Source organism: Streptomyces sp. NPDC026589, from assembly GCF_040638385.1.
Classification (GTDB): Bacteria; Actinomycetota; Actinomycetes; order Streptomycetales; family Streptomycetaceae; genus Streptomyces.
On sequence record NZ_JBEZYG010000024.1, the window covers coordinates 55,572 to 72,253 of the forward strand.

The 16,682-nt window shown below is 71.5% G+C and carries 12 protein-coding genes; 5 read left to right on the forward strand and 7 right to left on the reverse strand.

The annotated features are described in order from the left end of the window. Positions 1-126: 126 nt before the first annotated feature. On the forward strand, positions 127-1,242 hold the full coding sequence (locus tag AB0F29_RS32330; protein WP_361879650.1) for an ADP-ribosylglycohydrolase family protein: 1,116 nt from the start codon (positions 127-129) through the stop codon (positions 1,240-1,242). A gap of 55 nt (positions 1,243-1,297) precedes the next feature. Here the strand turns inward: AB0F29_RS32330 and AB0F29_RS32335 are convergent, their stop codons facing one another. Both AB0F29_RS32335 and AB0F29_RS32340 read right to left on the reverse strand, forming a co-directional pair. Then, on the reverse strand, positions 1,298-2,878 hold the full coding sequence (locus AB0F29_RS32335) for a sodium:solute symporter family protein (RefSeq protein ID WP_361879653.1): 1,581 nt from the start codon (positions 2,876-2,878) through the stop codon (positions 1,298-1,300). Between the two features lie 433 nt (positions 2,879-3,311). Next, on the reverse strand, positions 3,312-4,094 hold the full coding sequence (locus AB0F29_RS32340) for an SDR family oxidoreductase (protein ID WP_361879813.1): 783 nt from the start codon (positions 4,092-4,094) through the stop codon (positions 3,312-3,314). A 108-nt stretch (positions 4,095-4,202) separates the two neighbouring features. On the opposite strand from AB0F29_RS32340, the gene AB0F29_RS32345 reads away from it, so the two are divergent. Beyond that, positions 4,203-5,096 carry a hypothetical protein gene (locus tag AB0F29_RS32345; protein ID WP_361879656.1) on the forward strand — a complete coding sequence of 298 codons (894 nt, stop codon included), beginning with the start codon at positions 4,203-4,205 and terminating at the stop codon, positions 5,094-5,096. Positions 5,097-5,234: 138 nt separating this feature from the next. On the opposite strand, the gene AB0F29_RS32350 is transcribed toward AB0F29_RS32345, so the two are convergent. From AB0F29_RS32350 to AB0F29_RS32360, 3 genes are all read right to left on the reverse strand, one after another. Beyond that, positions 5,235-5,441 carry a DUF397 domain-containing protein gene (locus AB0F29_RS32350; RefSeq protein ID WP_215106619.1) on the reverse strand — a complete coding sequence of 69 codons (207 nt, stop codon included), beginning with the start codon at positions 5,439-5,441 and terminating at the stop codon, positions 5,235-5,237. Between the two features lie 216 nt (positions 5,442-5,657). Continuing rightward, positions 5,658-6,515: a Scr1 family TA system antitoxin-like transcriptional regulator gene (locus AB0F29_RS32355; RefSeq protein WP_026291139.1), complete on the reverse strand. Its 858-nt coding sequence runs from the start codon at positions 6,513-6,515 to the stop codon at positions 5,658-5,660. Between the two features lie 255 nt (positions 6,516-6,770). Next, positions 6,771-7,490 (reverse strand): GPP34 family phosphoprotein, encoded by a 720-nt coding sequence (locus AB0F29_RS32360; protein ID WP_018961516.1) that lies wholly within the window; start codon positions 7,488-7,490, stop codon positions 6,771-6,773. 192 nt (positions 7,491-7,682) lie between these two features. Between AB0F29_RS32360 and AB0F29_RS32365 the strand changes: the two genes are divergently transcribed. Next, positions 7,683-10,181: a serine hydrolase gene (locus AB0F29_RS32365; protein ID WP_361879816.1), complete on the forward strand. Its 2,499-nt coding sequence runs from the start codon at positions 7,683-7,685 to the stop codon at positions 10,179-10,181. A gap of 163 nt (positions 10,182-10,344) precedes the next feature. Next, positions 10,345-12,324, forward strand: coding sequence for an MFS transporter (locus tag AB0F29_RS32370; protein ID WP_361879660.1), 1,980 nt, complete (start codon positions 10,345-10,347; stop codon positions 12,322-12,324). Positions 12,325-12,426: 102 nt separating this feature from the next. On the opposite strand, the gene AB0F29_RS32375 is transcribed toward AB0F29_RS32370, so the two are convergent. Further along, positions 12,427-13,290 carry an ATP-grasp domain-containing protein gene (locus AB0F29_RS32375; RefSeq protein WP_361879663.1) on the reverse strand — a complete coding sequence of 288 codons (864 nt, stop codon included), beginning with the start codon at positions 13,288-13,290 and terminating at the stop codon, positions 12,427-12,429. Between the two features lie 103 nt (positions 13,291-13,393). Between AB0F29_RS32375 and AB0F29_RS32380 the strand changes: the two genes are divergently transcribed. Beyond that, positions 13,394-14,287 carry an aminoglycoside phosphotransferase family protein gene (locus AB0F29_RS32380; protein WP_361879666.1) on the forward strand — a complete coding sequence of 298 codons (894 nt, stop codon included), beginning with the start codon at positions 13,394-13,396 and terminating at the stop codon, positions 14,285-14,287. Here the strand turns inward: AB0F29_RS32380 and AB0F29_RS32385 are convergent. Next, positions 14,265-16,508 carry an MMPL family transporter gene (locus AB0F29_RS32385; RefSeq protein WP_361879669.1) on the reverse strand — a complete coding sequence of 748 codons (2,244 nt, stop codon included), beginning with the start codon at positions 16,506-16,508 and terminating at the stop codon, positions 14,265-14,267. The genes AB0F29_RS32380 and AB0F29_RS32385 overlap by 23 nt on opposite strands. Between the last annotated feature and the right edge of the window lie 174 nt (positions 16,509-16,682).

Consider the following 16,682-nt stretch of genomic DNA (forward strand, 5'->3'; position numbering starts at 1 on the left):
CGTCGTCATACCCGTACGTACCCGGGTCGCCCCCCTCTACCGCCCGTTCCCGTTCGATTACAGTGCTTGCGCGGTCGCCCGCAGAGGCCCGCGCGGGCGGGTACGTGGTGACGGGGAGGGTGCGGGGTGAGCACAGGGACCACGGCGGTCTGGGGCCGGGCCGAGCAGCAGGACTTCCGCAGCCGGGTCCGCGGGGCGCTGCTCGGCGGGGCCGTCGGGGACGCGCTCGGGGCCGGGGTCAGCGGGCTGGTGCTGGAGGAGATCCGCGCCGCCCACGGCGTCGAGGGGGTCGTCGACTACGTTCCCGCGCACGGCAGACGCGGTGCCGTCACCGCCCTCACCCAGCTCACCCTGTTCACCGTCGACGGGCTGATCCGCGCCCAGGTCCGCCGCGACACCGGGGCCTGGCACCCGCCCACCGATGTGCACCGGGCCCACCTGCGCTGGGCCGCCACCCAGCACGACTGGGGGCCCGACGAGCGGCGCGAGGACAACGGCTGGCTGGCCGCCGAGGAGTGGCTCTACGCCCGCCGCGAGCCGGCCCGGGAATGCCTGGGCGGCTTCGGCGACCCCGTCATGGGCACCCTCGACCGGCCGAAGAACCCCACCGCCCGGGACGCGGGCGCCCTCACCCGGTCCGCGCCGTTCGGGCTCCTCGTGGGCTGGGAGCCGGGGCTCGTGCTCCAGCTGGCCGTCGAGTGCGCGGCCCAGTCCCACGGGCACCCCGCCGCCCAGCTGGCCGCCGGCGCCTTCGCTCTGCTGGTGCACGGTCTCGCGCGCGGCGAGAGCCTGGACGGGGCCGTGCAGAACGTGCTGGCCCTGCTCGCCGAGCGCCCCGGCCACGAGCCGGTGACCGAGGCTCTGCGGCAGGCCCTCGGCTCCGTGCGGCAGGGCATCCCGGGTCCGGCCCTGATCGAGGCGCTGGGCGCGAGCGACGCCGCCGAGGAGGTCCTCGCCGTCGCCGTGTACTGCGCGCTGGTCAGCGAGGACGTCCGGCACGGGCTGCGACTCGCGGTGAACCACAGTGGCCCCTCCCGTGCCACCGGGTCGGTCTGCGGGGCACTGCTCGGGGTGTTGCACGGCGAGACCGCGCTGCCGCCGGCCTGGCTCGCGGAGCTGGAGGGGCGGGCCACGCTCCTCGAACTGGCCGACGACTTCGCGATGGAGATGACCCAGGGCCCCGCCCTGCACAGCCCGGCCGCCGTCGCCCCGGGCTGGCTGGCCCGCTACCCGCGCGGCTGAGGAGGCGGGGCAGGCCGCCGAGTACGGCGCGCGGCTGAGGCGCGGGGCCGGCCGACTACCCGTGCGGCCGAGGGGCGGGGGCAGGGCCTCCGTCCTGGGCGGGGATCACGGCGGCCGTCGCCGTACCGTCCCCGTCGTCGTCCCCGTCCCCCTCGTTGATCCGGGTCAGCAGCGCGTCGCGCTCCGGGGTGTCCTCCGGCTTCAGGTAGCCGATCAGGATGTAGAGCACGAGCGAGACGGCGAGCGGCACGGACACCTGGTACTGGAGCGGCACCCCGCCCTCGACGGCCCAGTGGACCGGGTAGTTGACCAGCCAGAAGGCGAACAGGCCCGAGGCCCAGCTGACCAGCGCCGCGGTCGGCCCGGACTTCCGGAACGGGCGCAGCAGACCCAGCATGAACGGGATCGCGATCGGGCCCATCAGCCCGGCGACCCACTTGATCACGACGGTGATGATGTCCTTGAACGCGGGGGAGTTGATCTGCGTCGCGATGGCCATCGACAGCGCGAGGAAGGCCACGGTGGTCCAGCGGGCCGCGATCAGCCCGGCACGCTCGTTCCAGCCGCGTGCCGCCTTCGAGAGCGTCGGGGCGATGTCCCGGGTGAAGACGGCCGCGATGGCATTGGCGTCGGAGGAGCACATGGCCATGGTGTGGGAGAAGAAGCCGACGATGACCAGGCCCAACAGGCCGTGGGGCAGGAGCTGTTCGGTCATCAGGGCGTAGCTGTCGGAGGCGTCCGGCTTCTGCGCGTCGACCAGCAGTGGGGCGACCCACATCGGGAAGAAGAGCACCAGCGGCCAGACGAACCACAGGATCGCCGACAGCCGGGCGGACCGGGTGGCGGAGGCGGCCGAGTCGGTCGCCATGTACCGCTGGGCCTGGTTCCACATGCCGCCGTTGTACTCGAACGTCTTGATGAACAGGAACGCCATCAGGAACGTCACCGTGTACGGGCCGGCGGTCGGGTCCGCGTGCCCTTCCGGGAGATCGTCCCAGACCGTCCACAGGGTGGCGAAACCGTCGAGCTCGCTCATCACGGCGAACAGCATCGCCAGCCCGGCGAACAACTGGATGATGAACTGGCCCAGTTCGGTGAGGGCGTCGGCCCACAACCCGCCGACGGTGCAGTAGATCCCGGTGACGACCCCGGTGATCAGGATGCCCTGGGTGATGGAGAGCCCGGTGAAGACGGACAACAGGGTGGCGATGGCCGCCCACTTGGCGCCGACGTCCACGATCTTCAGCAGCAGCCCCGACCAGGCGAGCGCCTGCTGGGTCTGGATGTTGTAGCGGTTCTTGAGGTACTCCAGCGGCGAGGCGACGTGGAGCCGCGAGCGCAGCCGGTTCAGCCGGGGCGCGAAGAGCTTCGCGCCGATGAAGATGCCGATGGCGATGGGCAGTGACCAGGTCACGAAGGACGTGATCCCGTACTGGTAAGCGATGCCGGCGTAGCCGGTGAACATCACCGCGCTGTAGCCGGACATGTGGTGCGAGATGCCCGACAGCCACCACGGCATCTTGCCGCCTGCCGTGAAGAAGTCGCTGACGTTGTCCACGCGCTTGTGCGACCAGAGTCCGATCGCGACCATCACGCCGAAGTAGCCGATGAGTACAGCCCAGTCGAGACTGTTCATGTCCCCCTCCAGGGGTCCGCCTTATGAACGGGAACGCACTTCGTCGGTACGGCCGTTCAGCGGCGTCCCCTTGCGGGAGCGGGGACTTCGGGGATTGAACCCCCTGTGAGGGCACTCGGTCAAGGCCGACAGGTGGTCATAGATGTGAACGCAAGTCAGTGAGGCGAACAATTTTACTCGTTCTTGACCTTGCGGGGCGTTGTCGCGAACATGACCGCTACCACACGATGGGCGGGCACTTCGTCAGGCTGTGCAGAGAAGATGCAGAGAAGGTCAGGGAGTACGCGGCGACGCGCGAAGGCCGCACGGGATGCGGGTCCCGTGCGGCCGAGAAGTCGAGAGGGAGGGTGCCTCGGGTGCGAGTGGCGCAAGCGGCGCGAGGGGGCGAGGGCGGGCGGCCGGGGGCGCCGGCGCGAGCTGGGCGGCGCGTGCGTCAGCGCATCAGCTCGCCCGCGTTGACCAGCAGCGACTGGCCGGTGATCGCCCGGGCCCGGTCGGAGACCAGGAAGGTGACCGCCTCCGCCACGTCCCCGTCCGTGGCCGGCTCCGGCAGCGCCATCCGTTCGGTGAGCCGGGCCAGGACCTCGGACTCGGGTACGCCCTCGGAGCCCGCGGTGAACCGGACGTACGCCTGTACCGGCGGCCCCCACATCCAGCCCGGCAGCACCGCGTTGACCCGGATCCGGTCCGGGCCCAGCTCCCGGGAGAGCGAGTACATCGCCGAGGTGAGCGCCCCCTTGGACGCCGCGTACGCCGCCTGCCACACCTGGGAGGGCGCGGCCACCGCGGACTGCGTGCCGATCACCACCACCGAGCCGCCCCGCTCCTTGAGAGCGGGCAGGCAGGCCCGGGTCATCCGTAGCGTGCCCAGGAGGTTCACGTCGATGACCGACTGCCACGTGGCGAAGTCCGCGTCCTCAAGTCCGCCGAAGTAGCTGTCCCGGGCGGCGACGTGAACCACCGCGTCGATCCCCCCGAACCGCTCCACCGCCAGGGCCGCCAGCGCCTCGCACCGCGCCTCGTCCGTGATGTCGGTCGCCAGGTGCGCCGTGTGCCGGCCCTCCGGGTCGATCTCCGCCGCCGACCTGGCCAGATTCGCCGCCGTACGCGCCCCGAGCACCGCGCGCCCACCGTCCCGGACGACGTTCGCAGCGACCTGGTGCCCGAGTCCTGGCCCGACGCCCGACACGATGACGGTCTTCCCCGCGAGCAACATCGGCGCCTCCCGGCCCTGGAAGTTCATCTGACGGACCGTCAGAGTAGGGGGAGGCGGGAGCCGATGGAAGAGGACGGAAGAGGACGGAAGAGGAAGGCGGGCAGGGTGATGGCCGATGGCGCCTGTACGGGGAGCAGCGGCAGGGGGAGGGTGGGCACGGGCAGCGGCGGGGGTACGGGGAGCGAGCGGTACGCGGAGCTGGCGGGGGCGGGGCCGTACGGGGTGCGCCCGGGGCACGCCCTGATCACCATGGTCGAACCGCATCCGGGCCATGAGTACGCGTACAACCGCTGGTACGAGGACGACCACTACTACGCGGGTGCGACGGCGATGCCGTGGATGTTCGCCGGGCGGCGCTGGGTGGCCACCAAGGACCTCCAGGAGCTGCGGTATCCGGAGGAGTCGGCGGTGGCCCGGCCGGTCGGCGCGGGGTGCTACCTGTCGACGTACTGGGTGACCGAGGGGCGCTACGACGACCACATGAAGTGGACCGTCGCCATCAACAAGCGGCTGAACCGGGACGGCCGGGTCTACCAGGACCGCACCCACGTGTTCACGGCCTTCCAGGACCACGAGGCCACCGTCTACCGCGACGGGGCCGCCGGCCCCCGGGACTTCCACGCGCTCGACCACCCGTACGCGGGCCTCGTCCTCCAGGTCGTCGACGCGGAGGGGCCCGAACAGCGGGCGGAGCTGCTGGAATGGCTGCGCTCGCGCCATCTCCCGAAGCGGCTGAAGGGGTCGCCCGCGGCCATGGTCACGGTCTTCCGGCCGACGCCCCTGCCCGGTGACCGGATGACGTACGTGAAGCAGGTCGAGGGGGTCGACATCCGGCTGACGCTGCTGTGGTTCCTCCAGGAGGATCCGCGGAGCCGCTGGGAGGAGTGCTTCACCGGCCTGGACGCGGCGGTCGCGGAGACGGGTCTCGGGCGGGTCGAGCTGGTCGCGCCGTTCGTGCCGACCGTGCCGGGGACGGACCGGTACGTCGACCGGCTGCGGTGACGCCGCGGGACGGCCCCGGATCGTGCCGAGCCCCCTCGGCCAGGACGGCGAACCGGTCGAGAGGGCTCCATCAGGTGGTGCGGTGGCGCGGGGTGGTGCGTGTGGTGCGGGGTGGGGCGTCGTGCGTGTGGTGCGAGGTCAGGCGTTGACCGTGCCCGTGGCGACGTCGCGCACGAACGCGTTCCACGCACCGGGGACGAAGGCGAGCGAGGGGCCCTCGGGGGCCTTCGAGTCACGTACGGCGATGGACAGCGCGACCGGGGACTTGACCTCGACGCACGCGCCGTTGCCCCCGGAGTACGACGACTTCGTCCACTGGTCCGTAGCACCCTGAAGAATTGCCATGTTCACTCCGGTTCAGAGAGTTGGGTGGGTCGCACCAACCTGATTCCGATTGGCGTGATCGACGCTACTCGCCAAGCCCCGTCCATGAGATGGCCGTTCACTCGACCGGGTGGTCTTTCCTCGGTAGGCCTGCTGTGAAGAGTGGGCGGCGGTGTATCATCCCGCCGCCCACTCATTCCCGGAAGGGCTCGCACCCGACGCGCCGGCTCCGACGCGTCAACTGGTGTACGACTTCGCGATCTTGCTGATGAACTCCCGGGTCTGCTCCACGTTCAGCGCCTGCGCCCGCAGGTGTTCGTACATCACGCTGTAGCGCTGCACGTCGTTCGCCTTCTCCAGGTAGAGGTCGCTCGTGACGCCCTCGATGTAGACGACGCTGGAGTCCGCGGCGTCCGGGAACTCCAGGATCGCGTACTGGCCGTTGATGCCCGGGTGCGCGCCCATGTCGAACGGCAGGACCTGCACGGTGACGTGCGGCAGGTGGGACTGCTCGACGAGGTGCTCCAGCTGCTCGATCATCACCTGCTTGTCGCCGACCACCCGGCGCAGAGCCGACTCGTCGATCACGGCCCACAGCCGCAGCGGGTTCTCCGGCGCGTTGACCCGGTCCTGCCGTCGCGACCGTACGTTGACCCGCTTCTCGATGTCCGACGGAGGGGCCTCGGGAAGCGCTCCGCTGATCAGCGCCTCGGCGTACGCCCGGGTCTGGAGCAGGCCCGGGACCATCTGGGGCTCGTAGACCCGCAGCGACTCCGCGTCGGTCTCCAGACCGATGTAGACGCTGTACGGGATGTCGCCGAAGGCGTGCCACCAGCCCTGCTGGCGGGAGTCCTTCGCCATCTGCATCAGCGAGTCGACGATGCGGTGGTCCTCGACCTCGTACACCCCGCAGAGGTCGCGTACATCGCGCTGGCTGATGGACCGGCGGCCGTTCTCCAGGCGGCTGATCTTCGACTGCGAGACCAGCAGCCGCTCCGCCACTTCTTCGGCCGTCATGCCTTTGAGTTCGCGCAGGCGGCGCAATTCCTGGCCCAGCCTGCGACGCCTGACAGTGGGATTGACGTTGGACGGCACGGAAACGGCACCTCCGGCTATGTAGCTGTGCGTATCTACTGCTCAGCAGATTGCCACCCCTTGCCCCGGCCGCGCTGGGAAACGGCCACACGCGGGGCGCGGGGGCGCACGCACCGGTGTGCGGGAGGGCGCGCAAGCGCACGGGGCAGCCGGTGGTGGTGACTACCGGCTGCCCCGTGCGTGGTGCGGCTCCCGGACCGGGTCCTGTGACGACGGACGACGGTACGGCGTTGTGCTGTTCTCAGGTCCGTGCGGTCAGCCGGCGGCGGTGTGCGCCATGCTGCCACGACGGGCCTGTGCTTGCTGCTGCAACGGGAGGCCCGCTGCCTGCTGCGTACGGCGCGGCTGGACGGCCACACCGTTCTGGACGTCCATCACGGCGTGCGCCACGAGTCCGCCCATCGGGTCGTGCCTGATCAGGTCCCGGAGCCGGGAGCGCGAAGAGCGCCCCTCGTTCCCGGGGTACAGATGCTTGCCGAGTCCGACCGCGTGGGCCAGTGCGGCGAGCGCCGCGGTCCGTGGGTCCGGCGGTACGCCGGTACGGATCGCGCTGTCCAGCCGGTTCCTTATGTCCCGGCTGATCGCCGTCTCCGTCGCTTGGTAGCGAGTCGTCGGCAGCACTCCGCACATCTGGCCCGCCACGGCATGAACCATGCCGCACCGCTCCAGATGAGCGAGATAGATCTGGCGCAGCCCCAGGCGGGGCCCGCCGATCCAGTGGACCGCCCGAACCGGGCTGCCACGACGGCGCAGCAGCTCCAGTGCGGAGTCCAGAGTCGGATCTCCGGTCGGCCGTGGCATCACCACGGCGATACGATCCCCGTCAGGGGCTATCCGTCCTGCCAGAGCCAGCTCCACTAGCTGTGCCCCGGCCAGGCCGAGGTCGAGCGACTGCGGCTGCGCTGTGGTACCCGTGGTCGGGTCCAGAGCGAGCAGCAAAAGCTCCTCCGGGATTGTTCTGCGGCTCCTGCCCATCCATGCCTCCCCGCGTGGATGTCTGACAGGGTGACCCCTCTCACATTGGTCTGTCGAGAGCGCCTGCCTGCTTTGCAAGGGAACCAGTAGGTATGTCGTTCTCGTCTAGCAGCTCGGCCAGGGGTTCACACAGGACACTGGTAGATGGTTCGGACAGCGCGGGGTGACCCCGCAGCGCACGAGGAGGCATCGGTGGCGGGCGAGTTCCCCGACAAAACGGAGCAGCAGAAGTCGTCGGGGACGGCTGCGGAGGAACGCGACCCGCGCTTCGCCGTGTTCCGTGACCCCGGCGCGGACCCGGACCCGGACGCGGATGCGGGCGGGAACGCGGATACGGGCGTGGGTTCGGGCGCCACGTCCGACACGGCTACCGCTGTCTTCCGTCCCCGGCTTCCGGAGGACGCCGCCCGGCGCGAGCCCGGGGAGGAGTCCCCTGCCGCGGTGCGTGAGCCGGAGACCGCGTCCGAGCCGGAGACCGCGTCCGAGCCGGACGTCGATTCCGAGGCCGGTTCGGGGGCCGCGTCCGACGCGGAGGCCGCCGCCGAGCCGGAGAGCGCGCCTGTGACGGCCTCCACGGCGCCTGGGGAGGCCGACGCGCCTTCGGAGGGCACGGGAGCCGCCGAGGGCGGCACGAGCCCGGACACGGGCGCGGAGGCGTCCGGCACGGAGGTGCCCGACGCGGAGGTGCCCGACGCGGAGGCGCCCGGCACAGAGGCGGTGGCCGATGCCGATGCCGGGGACGGTCGGCTGCGTGCCGCGGTGGCCGCGTGGGTCGATGCCGATGCCGAGGGCAAGCCCGCGGCGGACCCCGAGGACGACGCGGACTCCGGTGCCGCGTCCGCGTCCGTGTCCGACGCCGAGGACGCACCCTCCGCGAAAGACGAGCCGAAGGCGGAGCCCGAGGCGGACGGGGACGCGGCGGACGCGGAGCCGGAGCCGAAGGGCGAGCCCGACGACGAGCCGAAGGCCGGCCCCACGCCCGCCGGCCCGCCCGCATCCACGCCCACCGCCACGACCGAATCCGCGACCGACTCCACGCCCGTACCGAAGGCCGACGCCGAGCCGGACAGCGCGTCCGACGCCTCCGACCTGCGAGGAATCGATCAGCCCACCGCCATCTTCAAGGCGGTCAAGCCGGTCGGCGCGACCGACCGGGTCGACCAGGCGACGACCGCGCTGAAGCTCCCGCCGAGCGAGGCCCGCCCCGGGGGCAAGCCGGAGAGCAAGCCCGAGAGCGAGGCGGAGCGCACGAGCACGTTCGTGCCGCTGCGCTCCGACGACGTACGGTCCGCCCCCGCCCCCCGCGACCCGGAGTCGGGAGCCGGCCCCGAGGCAGGGTCCGGGGCGCCCGCCGCACCGTCCTGGGCGGCGGCCGAGCGGACCCGGCAGCAGCCGCTGCCGCCGAGACCGCCGCTCGACCTGCTCGCCGAGCTGACGAACACCCCGCCGCCGCCGGAGACGCCGGTCCGGACCGCCGTCCGGCGGGTCAAGATCTGGACCCCGCTGGTACTCCTCCTGCTGATCGTCTTTGCGATCGTGCAGGTGATGCGCCCGCTGCCGGAGCCCACGCTGGAGCTCACGGCGAAGCCGACGTACACCTTCGAAGGCGGTGAGACGAAGCTGTCCTGGCCGGGCCAGGGGCAGTCGGCCGTGATGATCGACGGCGTCGGATCGCTCGGTTCCGAGGGCGCGCAGAAGCCGGCCCCGATCGCCAGCGTCGCGAAGGTCATGACCGCCCACGTGATCCTCCAGGAACACCCCCTCAAGGGTGACGAGGAGGGCGAGACGATCACCGTCGACCAGAAGGCCGAGGACGAGTCCAAGCGGCCCGACGAGTCGACGGCCCCGCTGACCAAGGGGCAGAAGCTCAGTCAGCGGCAGATGCTCCAGCTGCTGATGATCCCCTCGGGGAACAACGCGGCGCGGCTGCTCGCCCGCTGGGACGCGGGTTCCGAGGACGCGTTCATCGACAAGATGAACGACGCGGCCAAGGAGCTCGGCATGACCGGGTCGACGTACACGGACCCGAGCGGGCTGGAGAAGACCACGGTCTCCACCGCCACCGACCAGCTGAAGCTGGCGCAGGCGGTCATGCGCAACGAGGTCTTCAGGAAGATCGTGGACATGCCCGAGATCGAGATCGAGGGCATAGACGGCAAGATCTACAACAACAACAACCTCCTGTTGCAGCCGGGCGTGAGCGGCATCAAGACCGGGTCCTCCACCCCGGCGGGCGGCAACCTGCTCTGGTCCGCGAACACCAAGGTCGACGGCAAGCTGCTGTGGATCTACGGAGCGGTCATGGGCCAGCAGGCCGGCACCGGCAGGGTCTACGACAGTCTGGAGCTGTCCCTCCAGAACAGCCTGAAGCTGATCAAGGACGCACAGGAGGCCCCGACCTCGGCGACGGTGGTGAAGAAGGGCGATGTCGTCGGGTACGTGGACAACGGATTCGGCGGACAGACCCCGGTGATCGCCACCAAGAACCTCAAGGCGGTCGGCTGGTCGGGCCTGGAGGTCGAGCTGAAGGTCACGGACAACGGCAAGGGCATCGACCACGCCGCGAAGGCCGGGAGCGAGGTCGGCATGGTGACCGTGGGCACCGGCACCGGAAAGGTCACGGCCCCGGTGGTGCTGCAGAGCGATCTGACCGAGCCGGCCTTCGGCGACAAGCTGGCCAGGATCGGCTGAGACACCGGAGCGGGGGAGGGGCGGGCGACGCTGTGGGCCGCCCCTCCCCGTATATGACAGAGATACGTGCAGGGGGTACGTGTTAGCGTCCCCGGACAACTCAGGGACGCTGGGACGCGTCCTTGAAGAGGTACGGGGCCGGCGGAGGACGGGGAGAGCCGTAATGACCACCGCGGAGCCGAAGCCCGGCCGCGAGACGGACGAGACCACGGGGGCCGGGGGCGACGCCCTGCACGTTCGCGTGCCGTCCCCCCGCGTCCCGGAGTTTCCGGCGTCGGAGTCCCCAAAGACTCCGACTCCCCTTGAGTCCTCCGGTTCCTCCGGTTCCTCCGACCCCTCCACGGTCGCAGGTGATTCCTCCACGGCCGCAGGGGCTCCCGGGCCCGCGGGCCCCGCAGAGGGCCCCGCGGGCCCTGAGCCGTCGTCAGCCAGGGCCCGTCGCCTGCTGCGGCACCCCGTCACCGTCGCGACGGCCGCCGCCGCCGTCGCCCACCTCCTCTGGTTCTTCTTCTTCGCCAACACGGGCGGCGACATCGCCGCGCAGGACGCCTGGGCCGAGTTCGTGGGCCGGCACCCCGGCACGGCGTACAACCTGGCCTGGTACGGGGGCATGCACCCCGTCTCGTACAGCGTGGTCTCGCCCTACCTGATGTCGCTGCTCGGCGTCCGTACGACGATGATGATCGTCGGCACGGTCTCCTCCACGCTGACCGCGCTGATCCTCGTGCGGGTCCCGGCCGTCCGCAATCCGCTGGCCTGCTCGCTCGCCGGGGTCTTCGCGTTCCTGTGCAACGCGCTGTCGGGCCGGGTGACCTTCGGGCTCGGCATGATGTTCGCCGTCGGCGCGGTGGCCGCTGTGTTCTGCTGGCCCTACCGCTGGCGGTACAAGCGGTGGGCCAAGGCAGGCGTCGCCGCCCCGCTCGCCGCGCTCGCCACCGCGTCCAGCCCCGTCGCCGGACTCTTCCTCGGCGTCGTCGCGGCGGCGCTGTTCCTCCACAAACGACGCCCCGGCGCGTACGCGATCGGGCTCGCACCGGTGGCCGTGGTGGGGCTGTCATCCTGGCTGTTCCCGTTCTCCGGTACGCAGCCGATGTCGCTCGGGACGCTGTCGCTGCCGTTCATCTTCGCGGTCCTCGTGTACGTCCTCGTACCGCGCGACTGGAGCACGGTCCGCACCGCCGCCGCCGTCTACGGGATCGGCACGCTGCTCACGTACGTCATCGACTCGCAGATCGGGTCGAACATCACGCGCATGGCGATGCTGTTCGCCGGGGTGGCGCTGCTCGCGGCCCTGCCGTACGCGGTGCCGCGCAGCCGCCGCTGGTACGCCCTGGTCCTGGCCTTCGTGGGCCTCAACTTCTGGATCGGGTTCAAGGGCGTCGACGACATCGTCCGGACCGCGCCCGCCGCGTCCTGGAACCGGGAACTGGCCCCGCTGCTCAACCAGCTCCAGCAGGTGGAGGCGGAGCGCGGCCGGGTCGAGGTGGTGCCCGCGAGCAGTCACCGCGAGTCATCGGCGCTCGCCCCGTACGTCAACCTGGCGCGCGGCTGGAACCGCCAGGCGGACATGAAGCGCAACCCCCTCTTCTACGACGACACGCTCGACCCGGTGAACTACCGGGAGTGGCTGGACCGCTGGGCCGTGCACTACGTGGTGCTGCCCAAGGACCGGCCGGACAACGGGGCGATCCAGGAGGCGGAGCTGGTCGAGCAGGGGCAGCCGTACCTGCGCCAGATCTGGGGCGACGCCAACTGGAAGCTCTTCCGGGTCCTGGACCCGGTGCCGCTCGCCGACCCGCCCGCGACGGTGGAACGGGCGGGCGCGGATGAGCTGACGATCACCGTGAAGTCGGCGGGCCGGGTGCTGATCCGCATCCCGTACACGCGCTGGCTCGCCCTCGTCGACGAGGAGGGCAAGAGCGTGGAGCGCCCGTCGGAGACCGAGGAGTCGAAGGCGCGGTCGGAGGCGGACGAGACCGCGCCGAAGACCTATCTCAACACCAACGGCTGCCTGAACAAGGTCGAGGAGGGCCCGTACGGCGACGAGTGGACCGAACTCCTCGCGCCGCGACCGGGCGTGTACCGGCTGGCGGCCCCCTACCAGCTCCAGCCGGGCACGCCCTGCCCCGAGGAACTGAGCTGACCCCCTGGTGTTCCGTTCGGTGTCCCGCCCGGTGTCCTGCCATGACCAGCTGACACTGCGGCGGCGGACGCCGAGGCGCGCTGTCCGGAAGGGGCTGCCCGGCTACCGCACGAAGCCGCGGTCGCGCGGCGACAGGCCCGTGGCGGGTCCGGCGGCGCGGAGGACCGTGTCGAGGGCCCGGTCCGGGTCGGCCGAGTAACACCCGCTCGCCCAGGCGGCATTGGCTTCGATCACGGCCCATCGGCCCTCGTCGTCCCGGCCGGCGTCGACGACGATCGCGGACGGCAGGGTCTCCCCGGCGGCCGCGAGGACCTCCCGCCCGAAGGCGAGCGCGTCGCCGTCCGCCGGCCCGAGCCGGAGCCGGCCGGACTCGGCGTACTGCCCGGCCGCGTGGACGGCCCCGTCGAGCAGGTGGAGCCGGTACTCGACGGCGAACGTCATCACGTCGCTCACCAGCACGACGGTCGCCGGGTCCACGGCATCCGGTCCGGGCAGCCGGGACCCGTCCGCGTACACGAGCGCCGGAATGCTCTTGTCGTTGGGCGACTTGACGAAGGCGGGGCGTCGCAGCCGGTACGCCTCGTCGATCGGCATCGCCCGGATCTCCCGCCGGGTGAGCGCCCAAGGGAGCCGCGCGAGCCAGTCGGCGGGTGCCTCCAGGAGGGCGATCCCGAGCGCGGGCGCCACGACGTCGGCGAAGGAGGGCCCGGCGTGCAGATGCACGGCGGGCCCTCCTTCGCCCTCAGTGCCGACGGCGCCCCCAGTGCGGGCGGCGGACGCTGTCGGCCCCGCACCCTCCGGCCCCTCCGGCCACCCCGCCCACCCGGGGCCGCCCAGCCCCTCCGGTACGGCGGAGGCCGTCGCCTCCACGATGCGCAGCCCGCGCCGCAGCGCGGCGGCACGCAGCGTCCGGGCGGAGGCGGTGAGCCGGGGCGGGAGGACGAGGGTGCGCGGCGGGCGGGTCATGGCCGCAGATCCTCTCGTACGGGGACGCCGCGCCGCACCGGCTTTTCTCCGGTACGGCGGGGAACCCGTTGTGTGCGCCGGGGCCACCTGGTTCGATCAGCGCATGATCACTGAACCGTCGCTCGTACGCGGCCTGATCGCCGCCCAGTTCCCGCACTGGGCGGACCTGCCCGTGGAGGCGGCCGGCGCGAGCGGGACCGCGAACGCGATCTACCGCCTGGGCGCCGACAAGGCCGTACGGCTGCCCCGCACCGAGGGCAGTGCGGCGGATGTGGCGACGGAGCACCGGTGGCTGCCCCTGCTGGCATCGCGGCTGCCGTTCCCCGTACCGCTCCCGCTGGCCCAGGGGGTTCCGGACGAGGCCTTCCCCCGGCCCTGGTCGGTCTGCACCTGGCTGGACGGGACGAACCCGGGGCCCGGTGACGGCTCTTCGGCCTCCGAACTGCTCGCGGCCGATCTCGCGGAGTTCGTGCTGGCGCTGCGCGGGATCGACCCGGCGGACGCCCCGCCCGCCTGCCGCGGCGAACCTCTGGCCTCCCGCGATACGGAGACGACTGAGACGCTCGCGGCCCTGGGCGGGGTCCTGGACCGGGCGAGCGCCACCGCCGCCTGGAACGAGGCGCTGGCCGCGGAACCCTTCACGGACCGGCCCGTCTGGGTGCACGGGGACCTCCAGCCGGGCAACGTGCTGGTCGCGGAGGGCCGCCTCACCGCGGTCATCGACTTCGGCTGCACCGGTCTCGCCGATCCCGCCGTCGACCTGATCGCGGCCTGGTACCTGCTGACGGACGGGGCCAGGGAGACGTTCCGTACGGCGGTCGCGGCCGACGACGCCACCTGGTCACGGGGGCGGGGCTGGGCGCTGTCCATCGCCCTGATGGAGCTCGCGCACTACCGGGACACGAACCCGGTGATGGCGAGGATCGCGGCGCACGTGATCGCCGAGATCCTCACCGACCACTCCGGTGCGCGGGTCAGACCCCCGTCGAGTCCTTGACGCGCGGCGCGTTCACGGCGGGTGCGGGCGCGGGCGCCGGAACCGCCCCGGGCGCGCTCTCACTGAGCCCGAACCGGTCGTGGAACCTGCGCAGGGGGCCGGGCGCGTACCAGGCGGACCGGCCGAGCAGCCGCATCGCGGCGGGGACGAGCACACCGCGTACGGCTATGGCATCGATGAGGATGGCCAGCCCGCTGCCCAGGCCGAACATCTGCATGAAGCTGATCTCGGCCGTGCCGAAGGCGAAGAAGCTCACCGCGAGCAGGAGCGCCGCCGCGCTGACGATGCGCCCGGTGCGGCCGAGGCCGTGGGTCACGGCGGACTCGTTGTCCTCGCCGAGATCGTGGAGTTCCTTGATCCGGCTGGTGACGAACACCTCGTAGTCCATGGAGAGACCGAAGGCGATGCAGAACATCAGGACGGTCATCGACATCTCCATCGGCTGGGCCGTGAAGCCGAGCAGGGAGGAGAAGGCGCCGTCCTGGAAGATCCAGGTCATCACGCCGAGGGTCGCCGCGAGACTGACGACATTGAGGACCAGGGCCCGCAGGGGCTGCACGACGCTGCCGGTGAAGAGGAAGAGCAGGACGAAGGTGGTGACGACGATCAGGGCCACGGCGATGGGCAGCCGGTCGCCGATGGAGGTCCTGGAGTCGACCAGCTGGGCGTCGGTACCGCCCACCAGCGGACTCGCCCCGGCGGGCGGATCGGTCGCACGCACCTCCTTCACCAGGCTCTGCGCCGCGTCCGACTTCGGTTCCAGAGCGCTCACCACGGTGATCCGCTGCGCGTCGGGCCGGCCGAGGGCGGGGTTCCCGGGGCCGGTGGCGGTGGACTCTCCCCCGGCATAGCTTCCCGAACCGGTCTCGACGCGTACGACGCCGTCGAGCCCGGACAGTCCGGCCGCGTACGACGCCAACGGGGCCTCGGCCACCGGCTGGTCGATGACGACATGCAGGGCCGATTCCTCGCTGCCGTCGAAGTTCTCCCGCAGCGCCGTGGCGACCTGGCGGCTCTCGGCGCCCTCGGGCAGCACGCGCTCGTCCGGGGTGCCGAAGGCGATGCCGAGCAGCGGGCTCGCCGCCAGCAGCAGCACGGCGAGCACGGGCAGGGCGGTGATCGCGGGCCGGCGCATGACGGTGCGGGCCAGCCGCCCCCACAGGGGGGTCCGCTCATCGACGTGCCCCCGCTTCGCCCACGGCAGCCGGCCGCTGTTGACGCGGTGCCCCAGGACGACGAACAGGGCCGGCATCACGAACAGCGTGCTGACGGCGGCGACGGCGACGACACCGACTCCCGCGAAGCCGAACGAGCGGAGGAAGTACTGGGGGAACACCAGCAGTGACCCGAGGGCCGCCGCCACGGTCGCGGCGGAGAACGCGACGGTGCGGCCCGCGGTGCTCACCGTAGACCGGACGGCGTCGTCCACGCTCGCGCCGGCCGACAGCTGCTCCCGGAAGCGGCTGACCATCAACAGGGCGTAGTCGATGCCGAGTCCGAGGCCCAGGGCGGTGGTGAGGTTGGTCGCGGTGTTGGCGACATCGGTGACGCTGCCGAGCAGGGAGAGCTGGGCGAACGAGCCGAGGATGGCGATGACGGCGATGACCAGCGGCAGCAGGGCCGCGACCACGCTGCCGAAGACGAACAGGAGCAGGACGAGGGTGAGCGGTATGGCGATGGCCTCGGCCAGGATCAGATCGTCGACGACCTGAGTCGACAGATCGCTGCCCACGGCCGCACCGCCTCCGGCCCGGACCGTGAGGCCACCGTCCTGCGCGCCGGTGTAGACGTCGATGACCTGCTGGGCGTTCTCCTGCCGCGTCGTCTCGTCGCCCGTCACATGGGCGAGCACCATGGCTTCGCGGCCGTCCTCGGAACGGAGGTCCGGGCTGCCGGTGTCCCAGTACGAGACGACATTGGCCAGCCCCTTCTCCTCCTTGAGGCCGGCGACCAGGCGCTCCCCGCTCCGCCGTACGGCGGGGGAGTCGACGGAGCCGTCGTCGGCACTGACCAGCAGCACCAGGTTCGTCTCTCCCCCGAACTTCTCGTCGATGACCACCGCGGCCCGGGAGGACGGGGACGACGGGTCGTCGAAGCCCCCGCCGAGCAACTTGCCGAACGCGCCCGCGCCGACCGCGCCCATGAGCACCAAGGCCACAGCGGCCACGACGAGTACCGACCGGGAACGGCGAATCGCCAGTTCGGCCAAGCGTTCAAACACGCCACATCTCCTTTGCCTCCAACGGTGAGAACGACGTGTGTCTGCCCGGTGCACAGGGGAGCCGGGGCAGTGCCCCGCGGAGCCTTCTCCACCAGGGAGGGGTGCGGTGTCGCACGCTTCGTCGCCGTGAACGACGTTAGTGAGGACAGGAGTTGTTGAGCAGTGCGAGATTTA